Source organism: Streptomyces torulosus, assembly GCF_001419765.1.
Lineage (GTDB): Bacteria > Actinomycetota > Actinomycetes > Streptomycetales > Streptomycetaceae > Streptomyces > Streptomyces torulosus.
Window position 1 is genome coordinate 1 of the sequence record NZ_LIRK01000089.1, and the last position, 10,917, is coordinate 10,917.

The 10,917-nt window shown below is 72.6% G+C and carries 12 protein-coding genes; 7 read left to right on the plus strand and 5 right to left on the minus strand.

The features are described from left to right. The 5 genes from AOK23_RS07300 to AOK23_RS07320 all read left to right on the plus strand — a co-directional run. The coding region (locus AOK23_RS07300) for an STAS domain-containing protein (RefSeq protein WP_055711927.1) at positions 1-719 on the plus strand (719 nt) is incomplete at its 5' end. After that, positions 716-1,156 (plus strand): STAS domain-containing protein, encoded by a 441-nt coding sequence (locus AOK23_RS07305; protein ID WP_055711928.1) that lies wholly within the window; start codon positions 716-718, stop codon positions 1,154-1,156. The genes AOK23_RS07300 and AOK23_RS07305, both read left to right, overlap by 4 nt. Further along, positions 1,156-1,596, plus strand: a complete 441-nt coding sequence (locus AOK23_RS07310; RefSeq protein WP_055711929.1) for an anti-sigma regulatory factor — start codon at positions 1,156-1,158, stop codon at positions 1,594-1,596. Before AOK23_RS07305 ends, AOK23_RS07310 begins: the two co-directional genes overlap by 1 nt. Beyond that, positions 1,596-2,657, plus strand: coding sequence for an ATP-binding SpoIIE family protein phosphatase (locus AOK23_RS07315; RefSeq protein WP_055711930.1), 1,062 nt, complete (start codon positions 1,596-1,598; stop codon positions 2,655-2,657). Before AOK23_RS07310 ends, AOK23_RS07315 begins: the two co-directional genes overlap by 1 nt. Continuing rightward, positions 2,654-4,399 (plus strand): PP2C family protein-serine/threonine phosphatase, encoded by a 1,746-nt coding sequence (locus AOK23_RS07320; RefSeq protein ID WP_055711931.1) that lies wholly within the window; start codon positions 2,654-2,656, stop codon positions 4,397-4,399. Before AOK23_RS07315 ends, AOK23_RS07320 begins: the two co-directional genes overlap by 4 nt. A 52-nt stretch (positions 4,400-4,451) precedes the next feature. On the opposite strand, the gene AOK23_RS07325 is transcribed toward AOK23_RS07320, so the two are convergent. The 4 genes from AOK23_RS07325 to AOK23_RS07340 form a co-directional block, all read right to left on the minus strand. Next, positions 4,452-5,261, minus strand: coding sequence for an SAM-dependent methyltransferase (locus AOK23_RS07325; RefSeq protein ID WP_055711932.1), 810 nt, complete (start codon positions 5,259-5,261; stop codon positions 4,452-4,454). Positions 5,262-5,294: 33 nt separating this feature from the next. Continuing rightward, positions 5,295-5,840: a hypothetical protein gene (locus AOK23_RS07330; RefSeq protein ID WP_055711933.1), complete on the minus strand. Its 546-nt coding sequence runs from the start codon at positions 5,838-5,840 to the stop codon at positions 5,295-5,297. A 241-nt stretch (positions 5,841-6,081) separates the two neighbouring features. Further along, the gene (locus AOK23_RS07335; RefSeq protein WP_055711934.1) at positions 6,082-6,333 is read right to left on the minus strand and encodes a DUF397 domain-containing protein; all 252 of its coding nucleotides are present in this window, start codon (positions 6,331-6,333) and stop codon (positions 6,082-6,084) included. Positions 6,334-6,336: 3 nt separating this feature from the next. Then, a complete protein-coding gene (locus tag AOK23_RS07340; protein ID WP_055711938.1) occupies positions 6,337-7,158 on the minus strand; it encodes a helix-turn-helix domain-containing protein in 822 nt (273 codons plus the stop codon). Positions 7,159-7,463: 305 nt separating this feature from the next. On the opposite strand from AOK23_RS07340, the gene AOK23_RS07345 reads away from it, so the two are divergent. Both AOK23_RS07345 and AOK23_RS07350 read left to right on the plus strand, forming a co-directional pair. Then, on the plus strand, positions 7,464-8,876 hold the full coding sequence (locus AOK23_RS07345) for an NsdA family TPR-like regulatory protein (RefSeq protein ID WP_055711935.1): 1,413 nt from the start codon (positions 7,464-7,466) through the stop codon (positions 8,874-8,876). Between the two features lie 156 nt (positions 8,877-9,032). Continuing rightward, complete coding sequence (locus AOK23_RS07350; RefSeq protein ID WP_055711936.1) at positions 9,033-9,584, plus strand: hypothetical protein; 552 nt, start codon at positions 9,033-9,035, stop codon at positions 9,582-9,584. A gap of 122 nt (positions 9,585-9,706) precedes the next feature. On the opposite strand, the gene AOK23_RS07355 is transcribed toward AOK23_RS07350, so the two are convergent. After that, the gene (locus tag AOK23_RS07355) at positions 9,707-10,540 is read right to left on the minus strand and encodes an SDR family NAD(P)-dependent oxidoreductase (RefSeq protein WP_055711937.1); all 834 of its coding nucleotides are present in this window, start codon (positions 10,538-10,540) and stop codon (positions 9,707-9,709) included. Between the last annotated feature and the right edge of the window lie 377 nt (positions 10,541-10,917).

Sequence of the window (10,917 nt, forward strand, 5' to 3'; positions counted from 1 at the left end):
CCGCGGTGGCCACCGCGGACACGGTCGAGGACGCGGAGTCCGGCGGCTTCCACGTCATCCGCGACCAGCTCGCCCGGACGGCGGCCGCCCGGGCGCGGGCCGGTTCCAGCATCACCGAGATCTCCAGCGAGGTCGACGCGCTGCGGCCCCCCGTCACCGAGCTGTTCCTCGCCGAGTTCCCCGACGCGCCCGCGGAACACGTCCGCGAGTGCACCACGACCCTGACGGTCCTGATGGGCACGCTGCGGCTGGTCGTGCTGGAGACCGCGCTGAGCGAGGGCGAGGAGCTCATCCACCGGCAGCGGCTGCAACTGCTCGAAGTCGCCACTCCGGTGATCAAGTTGTGGGACGGCATCGTCGCCGTCCCCCTGATCGGCACCCTGGACAGCGCGCGCAGCCAGGTCGTGATGGAGACCCTGCTGGACTCCATCGTCGAACAGCACGCCCGGTTCGCCATCCTGGACATCACCGGCGTCCCGACCGTCGACTCCCTGGTGGCCCAGCATCTGATGAAGACGGTCGCGGCGGCACGGCTGATGGGGGCAGAGTGCATCGTCTCCGGGATCCGGCCGCCCATCGCGCAGACCATCGTGCACCTGGGCATCGACCTCAGCTCGGTGCTGACCCGGGCGAGCCTCGCGGACGCGCTCGCCTACGCGCTGGGGCAGCTGGGCGCGGACATCGTCGCGCGCGAGGGTGCCGGTTCGGAGTACAGGTGAGTGACGCCTTCCCCTCGCCGTACGGCGGGCCGTCCCCGTACGCGACTCCCGTCCCCGTCCTCAGACTGGGTGATGTGCTGCTGGTGACGTTGCAGGGCGATCTGCACGACGGCACGGCGGAGCAGCTCCAGCAGGACATCAGCGACACGGTCGCGCGCAGCGGGGCCACGGGAGTGGTCATCGACCTGTCGGGGGTCGAGATCGTCGACTCGTTCCTGGGGCGGGTCCTCGGTGACATCGCCGCCCAGACCAGTCTGCTCGCCGCCCGGACCGTCGTCGCGGGCATGCGTCCGGCGGTGGCGATCACCCTGGTGGAACTGGGGCTGACGTTGCCGGGGCTGCGTACCGCCCTCACCACCGAGGACGCCATGCGTCTCCTCGGCGACCAGGGCCCGACCCTCCCCCGCCGGGGGCGCACCCGCCAGGAGAGTGTGTGATGCAGACCGCCGGCGGCGTCTCCGCCTGCCTGCCGATTCACTCGGACCTCGATCTGGTGTGGGTACGGCAGCATGTGCGGCAGGCGGCCGCCCAGCTCGGCTTCGGCCTGGTCGAGCAGACGAAACTGGTGACGGCGGCCAGCGAGCTGGCCCGCAACACCCTGATCCACGGCGGCGGGGGCCAGATGGAGTGCGCGCCGGTGGCCGTCGGCGGCCTGCGGGGGCTGCGGCTGGCGTTCAGCGACGAGGGGCCGGGCATCCCGGATCTCGACCGGGCCCTCGTGGACGGTTTCACCTCCGGTGAGGGTCTCGGCATGGGGCTCGGTGGTGCGCGGCGGCTGGTCCATGAGTTCGCGATCGACAGCCGCCCCGGCAGGGGAACCACCGTGACGGTGACGACCTGGCTGTCGGGTCCGCCACGGCAGCGCGAGGAGCGGTGATGTCCCGCGTGTGGGAGGTGCCGGTGCGTGACTCGACCCGGGTGCGCGACGCCCGGGTGGCGGCTCAGGACGCGGCGGCGCTGGCCGGGCTGGACGAGGACCGGGCCGCCGAGGCGGCGCTCGTGGCGACCGAGTTGGCGACGAATCTGCTCAAGCACGCCGACGGCGGGCTGATACTGCTGGACGTCGTGGACCGGCTGCCCGCGGGCGACGGCCGGGTCCCGATGGTGCAGATCGTGGCGATCGACCACGGGCCCGGGATGCGGGATGTGAGGGGCGCGCTGCGGGACGGCTACTCGACGACGTCGTCCCTGGGTGCGGGGCTCGGCACCTGTCACCGGGTCGCCGACGACTTCGATCTGCACAGCACCGTCGGCCGGGGCACCGTCGCCCTGGCGCGGCTCGGCTCCCGTCGGCGGCGCGGTGACACGACGCGTTCCGGCGGGCACGGCGTACGGGCCGGGGGCGTCAACATCCCGCTGGCGGGCGCGGAGTACTCCGGCGACGCCTGGGCGTGGGTGCGGGCGGACCACCTCACGACGCTGATCCTCGCCGACGGGCTGGGGCACGGCCCCGAGGCGGCACGCGCCTCCGCGGCGGCGGTGGAGGAGCTGCGCCGGGTGCCCGATCTGCCGCCCGCGCAGGTCCTGCGTCGGCTGGAGGGCGCGTTGCGCGGCACCCGGGGGGCGGCCGTCGCCGTCGCCCAACTCGACGCCTCGGCGGGGCGGTTGCTGTTCACGGGCGTCGGCAACATAGGGGCGCGGATGCGGACCGGCGCGACGTGGCAGCCGTTGTTGTCGCGGCCGGGGATCGTGGGCGCGCACCGGCCGGCGACCATGCCGCAGCATGAGCTGCCCTGGGGGGACGACTGTCTTCTCGTGCTGCACAGCGACGGGCTGCCGAGCCGTTGGAGCCCCGGTCCGGCAGCCCACAGCACCGCTCTCGACCCCGCTGTCGTGGCCGCCGTGATCGTGCGTGACGCGAGCAGCTCCGCCCGGCCGGTCCGCGACGACACCAGCGTCGCGGTGCTGAGCCCCTCCCCGCCGGATCACCTCCCATGACCAGAACCTGGCACATCAGTTCCGTCACCGACGCGGCGCGGGCCCGGATCGCCACCGCGCGGCTGGCCACGGCGCACGGGGTGTCCCCGACCGAGCGCGCCCGGCTGGTGACCGCGCTCACCGCGCAGTTGCGGCAGTGCCTCACCAAGGGCGGCACCTGGCTGCTGAGCGCGCGGGCCGCGGCGTCGCCGCCGGCCGGCAGCCGGTTCCTGGTGGAGGTGACGTCGGCGACGCAGCGGCCGGGCGAGTTCCGGCAGCCGTGGCGGCTGACCGTCGGCTGCGCCCAGGAGGCGGGGCTCCCGGACTCCGGGCATGTGGGCGACGATCCGGTGACGCTCGCGGAGGCCCTGTTCGGCGCGGACGAGGACGCCGCGCTGCTGCTGGAGAAGCTCGACGAGCAGGAGGCGCTGGTCGCCTTCCACCGTGAGGAACTGCACCAGACCAATCAGGGTGTGCTCGCGCTGCACGCGGAGCTGGACGCGGCGGGACGCGCGCAGCGGGAGCTGTTCGCCGCCGAGCAGAAGGCCCGTGAGGAGGCGGAGAACGCGCGGGGCCGACTCACGTTCCTCGCCGACGCCAGCGCCGCCCTGACGGCGTCGTTGAACCATGACGAGATCGTGCGGCTGCTGCCGACGCTGCTGGTGCCCCGGTACGCGCGCACCGCCGACGTCTGGCTGTTCGACGGCGACGACGACGCGCGCCTGAGCGGTCCGCGCCCTGGGGCCGCCGTCCTGGCGGCCCGACGGGGTCGCCCCCAGTACGCGGCGGACCACCCCGGTGGTCTTCCCGGGGTCGACGACCAGCCGCCCTCGGCGCTGGACCCCGAGCGGCCGCTGCTGTGTGTTCCCCTGATGACCCGCGGTGCTCCGCTGGGGGTGCTCACCCTGTCGCCGCCGGGCGAACGTTGGGACGCCGACGACGCGTTCATGCTGATCGAGCTGGCCCGCCGGGCCGGTGTCGCCCTGGAGAACGCCCGGCGCTTCGAGCACAACCGGGACATCGCCGAGACGTTGCAGCGTGCCCTGCTCACCGAGCTGCCCCTGACGCCGGGGCTGCGGCTCGCGGCGCGCTATCTGCCGGCCACCCGGGGCCTGAACATCGGCGGCGACTGGTACGACGCCTTCCGCCAGCCCGACGGCGGCCTGATCACCGTGATCGGCGACGTCACGGGGCACGGTCTGCACGCGGCCGTGATGATGAGCCAGCTGCGGACCGCGCTGCGGGCCTACGCGGTGGAGGGCAAGAGCCCCGGCCAGCTCCTCACCCAGCTGCATCTGCTCCTGCACCATCTGCAGCCCGACCTGTACGCCACGGCGGTGATCGCCCGTTTCCATCCGCACGAGCCGACCCTGACGTGGGCGGCCGCGGGGCATCCGCCGCCCGTGCTGCGCTCTCCCGACGGCGGGGTGCGGGTGCTGGACGCCAAGCCGGGCGCGATGCTCGGTATCCCGCTGCGCCAGGAGATCGCCGACCACACCGTCCCGCTGCCGCCCGGATCGACGCTCGCGTTGTACACGGACGGTCTGGTGGAGCGCCGCGCCCAGGGCATAGACCCGGGCATCGACCGTCTGGCCAGGGCGCTCGGCGTGCTGCGGCCGGCGACGCTCGACGAGGACCTGGAGGGCGCCGCCGACCTGCTGCTGCACCCGCTGCTGGACGACTCCGAGCACGAGGACGACGTCTGCCTGCTGCTGTGCCATGTGGACGGCGACACGGGGAAGGTCACGGCCCCGCTCCTGTGAACCGGCGGAACGAGGCGGGCCCCCGGGGCGGCACGGCTTCAGGCCGGGCGGGTCACGGCTTGTACGCCACTCCCCCGTACACGTCGGTCGGCTCCGGGGTGGTGCCCGGCTCCGGGCGCCACAGCGGGCAGGAGACGATGCCGGGTTCCAGCAGTTCGAGGCCCTCGTAGTAGGCGGTCAGCTGGCGGGGGCTGCGCAGCACGTAGGGGACGGCGCCGGTGTCGTCGTAGCCCTCCTGGGCGCGCTTGAGTTCGGCGTCGGTGTCGGTGCTGTCGTAGTGGACGAAGTAGCTGCCCGGGGGCAGTGCCGCCTGGAGGCGGCGGACGATGTCCTTGGCCTCCTCGTAGTCCTGGATGTGGCCGAGGATGCCCATGAGCATGAGGGCGACGGGCTTGCCGAAGTCGAGGATCTTCCCGGCGTGTTCGAGGATGGCGTCGGGGTCGTGCAGGTCGGCGTCGACGTAGTCGGTGACACCTTCGGGGGTGCTGGTGAGCAGGGCCTGCGCGTGGCGCAGGACCAGGGGGTCGTTGTCGACGTAGACGATGCGGGACTCGGGGGCGACCTTCTGGGCGACCTGGTGGGTGTTGTCGTAGGTGGGCAGGCCGGTGCCGATGTCCAGGAACTGGCGGATGCCGCGTTCGCGGGCCACGAAGGTGACCGTGCGGATGAGGTAGACGCGGGAGGCCCGGGCCATCGTCTCGATGTTGGGGGCGATCTCCCGGTAGGCGTCACCGGCGATCCGGTCGACGTCGTAGTTGTCCTTGCCGCCCATCCAGTAGTTCCAGATACGGGCCGAGTGCGGCACCGTGGTGTCGATCTTCGACAGTGCTTCCTGGTCGGGAGTGGGGTGGCCGTCTGGCATGGGACTCTCCTGCCTCACATCGCGTGGTCGTCGCTAACCTATCGTCAACTGCTCTGTGTCGCCCCAGAGTTGGGGTCGGCGGGGCTCGGTGGCCCGCGTGGGGCGGCTCGTCTCGCCGACGTGGACGGTCACGACCGGCACGTGCTGGGCGAGGGTGGCGAACGCGCGCGTGTAGGCGGTGGCGGCCTCCGCCGCCTCGGTGGCCTGCTCGTCGCCGGGCCGGTGGCCCCGCTCGCTGAGGGTGCGGCCGGTCGTGGTCAGGTGGAGCATGGCGCCGTCGCGTTCGGCCACGGCCTCGGCGAAGTCGAGGGCCTGGATCCAGGTGACCCGGGACCGGCCGCGCCGCAGCGGTCCGTGGACCAGCTCGGCGATCAGTTGGCTGTCGACGGCCAGGCGGCCGGGTCCGGCCAGGAGTTCGCGGTAGGGCAGCGCGGGGTCGAGGTGGTGGAGGCCGGGCGGCATGTGCCGGATCTGGAAGCCCAGCCGGGCCAGCGCGGCGATGAGCAGGCCCCGGCCGGGCCCTTCGTGGCCCTCGACGATCAGGGTCCGGTAGCGGGTGAGGGTGGGGGGAGGTGTCATCCCCGCCCCTCGGGAGCGGCCCGGCCGGGGCGGCCGGCGTGTCGGACGGTCGGCATGGCTCGACCGGGGACACGAGGCGGCGTGCGCATGCCGCTCCCTTCGGGTGGTGCGCCTGCGGTGGTGTGCTCGCCCCGCGTGGGCGGGTTCCCCAGTGTGCGCGGGGACCGGGTTCCGGGGGAGTCCGTGCGGGCGTTGTCCGGTTGTGCGGGCGTAGTGGTCCGGGAGCGCGGGGTTCCGCCGGTCAGGCGATCAGGAAGTCGGCCTGTCCGGCCTTGGCCCCTTCGAGGAACGCGACGATCTCGTCGCGCGAGTACACGAGGGCGGGGCCGTCGGGGTCCTTGGACTGGCGGAAGGCGACGCTGCCGTCGGGCAGCCGCTTGGCTTCGACGCAGGATCCGCCGTTGGTGCCGCTCCAGGGCTTGTGCCAGCCCTCGGCGCCGAGTTCGGGGGCGGGCATGCCGCTGTGGACGGTGCGGTGGGGTGTGCTTGCCATGTGTCACAACTCCTTGCGTAGTGCCGCCAGGATGTCCCTGGTCCGGGCCACCGGTTCCGCCTGCACGGACATCCGGTCCAGGACCTCCAGGTAGGTCACGACCTCGGCGGGCTGGTCGACGTACTGGGCGCCGGCGAGGCCCTCGGTGTAGACGATGTCGGGGAGTTCGGAGAAGCCGAAGCGGAAGTAGTGGAAGGGGCCGTACGCGCCGGGGTGCGGTCCGGCGGCGAAGCGCATGATCTGGATTCTGATCTTGGGTCGCTCCGTGGCCTCGACGAGCCGGTCGATCTGGGCCCGCATCACCTCGGACCCGCCGACCGGGCGGCGCAGCACGGTCTCGTCGAGGATGGCCCAGATCGCGGGTGCCTCGGGTTTGACCAGCAGGTCCTGGCGTCTGAGCCGTAACGCGACGCGGCGGTCGACGTCCTCGGGGCTCGCGTTGGGGAAGCCGACGCGCAGGAGCGCGGCGGCGTAGTCGTGCGTCTGCAACAGGCCGGGTACGTACTGGGGTTCGTAGAGGCGGATGACCTGGGCCTCGCTCTCCAGGCTCACGTACGCGCTGAACCAGTCGGGCAGCACGTCGCGGAACTTGTGCCACCAGCCGGGTTGGTTGGCTTCCCGGGCGAGGGAGAGGAAGTCCTCGATCTCGGTGTCGGAGACCCCGTAGGTGCGCAGCAGCTCCTTCACGTAGGGGATGCGGAGGCCGACCTCGGCCTTCTCCATGCGGCGGACCGTCAGCGCGGTGACCTCGATGGCGCGGGCGGCCTCGTCGAAGGAGACACCGGCCTGCTCCCGTAACTGACGGAGCCGCTTTCCGAGAACCATGCGCAGGACCGTGGGCGCCGCCGGGGCGCTCCCTCCGACGCGGGTCTCACTCACGTGCAACCTCCCGGGGCGGGATTCACAGCGTGCAGTGTGCCACGCGATCCATTGACAAGGACAGGTCCTCGGAGTTCATTCTGAAATTATCAGAACGCCGGTTGCGGGCTGAGTTGTTCGGCCACCATAGTGATCGAGCGACCTGCCGCACCGAGCTGGCAGTGTCCTTCGAACTCCTCCGGCCCGCCCCGGAGTTGGCGCAAGGGTGGGTACGGGTTCACAGCCGCGCGCCGACACGATGCGACTCCTGGATGGCCGCCGTGACCAACGGATTAGCAAAAACCCCGGCGAAGACCCCCGGCGGGCCCAACAAGCCGCTCGCGGCCGCCCTGAAGGAGGCCGGCTGTTCGTACGCCTCCCTCGCCCTCCGGGTCAATGAGCTGGGCCGCTGCCAGGGCTCGGAGACCAACTACGACAAGGCCTCGGTGACCCGCTGGTTACAGGGTCAGCAACCACGGGGCAACACACCGGAGTTGATCGCCGCCGTCCTCGGCGAACGACTGGGCCGTGCCCTGACTCCGGCGGATCTCGGCTTTCCGCTCGACCGGGGGCGGCCGGTGACGGGACGGGCGCTGATGTACGGGGAGAACGTGGCGGAGACCCTGCACACCCTGGTCGAGCTGGGGTCGACCGACATCTCACGGCGGAGCCTGCTGGGTTCGGTGCCGTTCGTGCCGGGTGCGCTGACGAACCCTCAGCGGGCCTGGCTGCTGTGGCTGGTGGAGAGCCGTGACGCGCCCCGGCTCGCGTCCGTGTCCGGTGCGGGTCCGGTGGAGCAGGTCCACGCGATGATCCGTATGTTCGACGAGATGGACAACCAGTACGGGGGCGGCGGGGTCCGTACGAGCATCGTGCAGTACCTCACCACCGAGGTCATCCCGATGCTGCAGCAGCGCGGCACACCGGCGAACCAGCGGCGTGAGCTGTTCGCCGCCGCGGCGCGGCTGGCCGCCATGGCGGGCTGGAGCTCGTACGACGCCGGGGAGTACGGCCTGGCGCAGCGGTACATGACGCAGGGGCTCCGGTTGTGCGCGGAGGGCCGCGACCATGTGCTCGGGGGGCAGATCCTGGCCGGGCTGTCGCATCTGGCGACGAGTCTGGGCCGCCCCGACGAGGGGGTGGCGCTGGCGCGGGCCGGTGTCGCCACGGCGAAGGACGCGGGCAGCCCGCTCGGGCTGATGCGGCTGCACGCCATGTCCGCGCGGGGTCATGCGGCGCTCGGGCGGCCGCGCGAGACCGCCGAGGCGCTCCGCGCGGCGGAGAAGCAGCTGGATGCGAGCCGGGGTGCCGCCCAGGAGTCGCCGTGGGTGCGGTTCCTCGACCACCACTATCTGCAGGCCGAGTCGGCCGTCTGCTTCCGTGACCTGGGGCTCGCCGCGCAGGCCGAGCACACGGCGAGCGAGTCGGTGCGCGCACACGCGGACCGGCGGCGGCGTCAGGCCATCAGCCGGTCCGTCCTGGCCACGGCCCACCTCCAGCAGAACCGCCTCGACGAGGCCGTCGCCACCGCCACCGACGCACTGGAGGCGCTCAGCGGGGTGCACAGCGAGCGGTCGATCCAGGCCCTGCGCGACTTCCGGGGACGGCTCGCGTCCCGCCGGCACGAGCCGGTGGTGCAGGAGTTCGAACGCCGGTCGCGGATGGTGCTGGGGGCGGCGGCCTGAGAGGGCTGCCGAGGCCGGGTGTGAGAAACCGCCGGCACGCGGTCGGGGGCCTGAGGGGTCGCCGAAGCTCGGTGTCGGATACTGCTGGCACGCGGTCGGCGGCCTCGCTCGTCGACGTTCTCCAGGACTGGGCCGGTCGGTGCGGGACCGCTGACCGTGGCCGTCTCGATCAGCATGGGGCCGGCCATCTGCTGTGCGAGCGCCGGGTCGCCCGTACTCCGGGTGCTCGGGGGCGTGTTGGGCGGGGTGCAGGCGCGCGTACTGGTCGCGTGCAACGGCACGCTCCCCCTGTGGGAGGGCCTGGTGATCCTCGCCGTGATGTTCCTCGGCACGGCCGTTCACCGTGCCGAAAGCGGTCGGAACTGCCCGAGCGGCCTCAACGGCCGGCTCGTGGCGGTCGTCACCGCCGCCGTGGTGGTCGTCTGCGCCGTGGGGAGTGCCGCCGCGTACGGCGACGACGACCACTTCACCCGGCGGGGCTGGATCGTCGCGTTCCTGCTCGCCGTGGCCACCTTCGGCGCCGGACTGCTCTCCCGCCGCCGACGCGTGCCACGACTGCCGGTCGCCCTGGGCACGATCAGCTACTCGGTCTATCTGGTGCATCCCCTGCTGCCGGCGGTCGTCGACGGCAGATCGGCAGACGCAGGCAGGACAGTCTCACGCTCGTCCTCGCCTTCTACGCGGTGCTGCCGCCCCTGTGCCTGCTGACCTACCGCCTCGTCGAGGCGCCGAGCCAGGAGTGGGGCCGCAGGCTGGCCCACCGGGTCCAACGGTCCTGATCTGCATGGGAAGTGATGTCACGTCATCGATCGAGCGGTGTGAACCTGTCCTCAGTAGCCGTCCGGTGAGGGCGCGTTCTGGGCCCGGTCCACGGGCAGGTGGGCGCCGGAGACACCGCTCGCCCAGTCCGACAGCAGGAAGACCACCGTACGTGCCACCTCGTGCGGGGTGACGGGCCTGCCGCCCGGCAGCTCCGTGCCCACGAACCGGTCGTACGCTCCCGGGTCCTCCTGGCGCAGACGGTCCCAGCGGCGGCCGGGGATCAGCATCGAACCCGGTGACACCGCGTTGACGCGGATGCCGTCGGGGCCCAGCTCGCGGGCGAGGGAGGCGGCCAGATGGATCTGGGCGCTCTTGGCCGCCCCGTACTGCGCGGGCCGTCCCGGTTTCCAGCCGGAGATCGAGCTGATCAGCACGACCGAGCCGCCGCCCGCGGCCCGCAGGTACGGCAGCGCGGCGCGTACGAGGCGTACCGTGTGCCCGACGTTCAGGTCCCAGGTCGCCGCCCAGTCGGCGGCGTCCGTCTGCTCGAAGCCACCGCCGCGCGAGCCGCCGACGCAGGCCACGACACCATCGAGGGCGCCGAAACGTTTCGCCGAGATGGTGACGAAGTCCTCCAGCCTGCCCGGCTCGGTCACGTCCAGGTCCTCGGTGAGCAGACGGTTCCGCTCCTCGCCCGGCAGGGACGCGTCCAGCGCCGCCAGGCCCGCCTTCCCCCGCGCGCAGGTCGCCACCCGGGCGCCCTCGGCGAGCAACAGCCGTACGATGCCCTCCCCCAGGCCGCGGCTGCCGCCGGTGACCACGACCCGCTTGCCCCGCATGCCGGGCCACCCGGCACGGACGGACCGCTCCGCGTGGCGCGGTCCCTCGTCGACGTTCCCCATGGTGGCGAAGATATACAGCCCGCGTCACTACCCGCCCGCAACTGCACAACCCCTCCACCACCTGGTGTTTCGTGTGTCCGGTGCTGTTGTCTTCGACAACAGCACCGGCGGTCCGCCAGCGGCCGCCCCGAGCATCGAGGAGGACCCCGATGACGGCCGTCCGTGTCCGCGCATCCCGCCGACGGACCCCTGCCGCACCGGCACGCGACCCCGGCTGGAGCGTCCGTGACGTCCCGTCCGGCGGGGCGCCCGCAGGGGCGGACGCGGTGATGCTGCCTTGATCTCGCTCAAGAGGTCCCGGCTCGTCCGTCTCGCGGTGCCCGCGCGCCCGTCGTGCGCCGCACCCCGTGCGGCGCACGACGGGCGCGCGGGCACCG

Excerpts from the sequence above, each read along its gene's own strand:
- AOK23_RS07345 (WP_055711935.1), top strand. The coding sequence starts at position 7,464 with ATGGCCGCCGTGACCAACGGATTAGCAAAAACCCCGGCGAAGACCCCC.
- AOK23_RS07315 (WP_055711930.1), top strand. The coding sequence starts at position 1,596 with ATGTCCCGCGTGTGGGAGGTGCCGGTGCGTGACTCGACCCGGGTGCGC.
- AOK23_RS07340 (WP_055711938.1), bottom strand. The coding sequence starts at position 7,158 with ATGGTTCTCGGAAAGCGGCTCCGTCAGTTACGGGAGCAGGCCGGTGTC.
- AOK23_RS07325 (WP_055711932.1), bottom strand. The coding sequence starts at position 5,261 with ATGCCAGACGGCCACCCCACTCCCGACCAGGAAGCACTGTCGAAGATC.
- AOK23_RS07330 (WP_055711933.1), bottom strand. The coding sequence starts at position 5,840 with ATGACACCTCCCCCCACCCTCACCCGCTACCGGACCCTGATCGTCGAG.
- AOK23_RS07335 (WP_055711934.1), bottom strand. The coding sequence starts at position 6,333 with ATGGCAAGCACACCCCACCGCACCGTCCACAGCGGCATGCCCGCCCCC.
- AOK23_RS07320 (WP_055711931.1), top strand. The coding sequence starts at position 2,654 with ATGACCAGAACCTGGCACATCAGTTCCGTCACCGACGCGGCGCGGGCC.
- AOK23_RS07310 (WP_055711929.1), top strand. The coding sequence starts at position 1,156 with ATGCAGACCGCCGGCGGCGTCTCCGCCTGCCTGCCGATTCACTCGGAC.
- AOK23_RS07355 (WP_055711937.1), bottom strand. The coding sequence starts at position 10,540 with ATGGGGAACGTCGACGAGGGACCGCGCCACGCGGAGCGGTCCGTCCGT.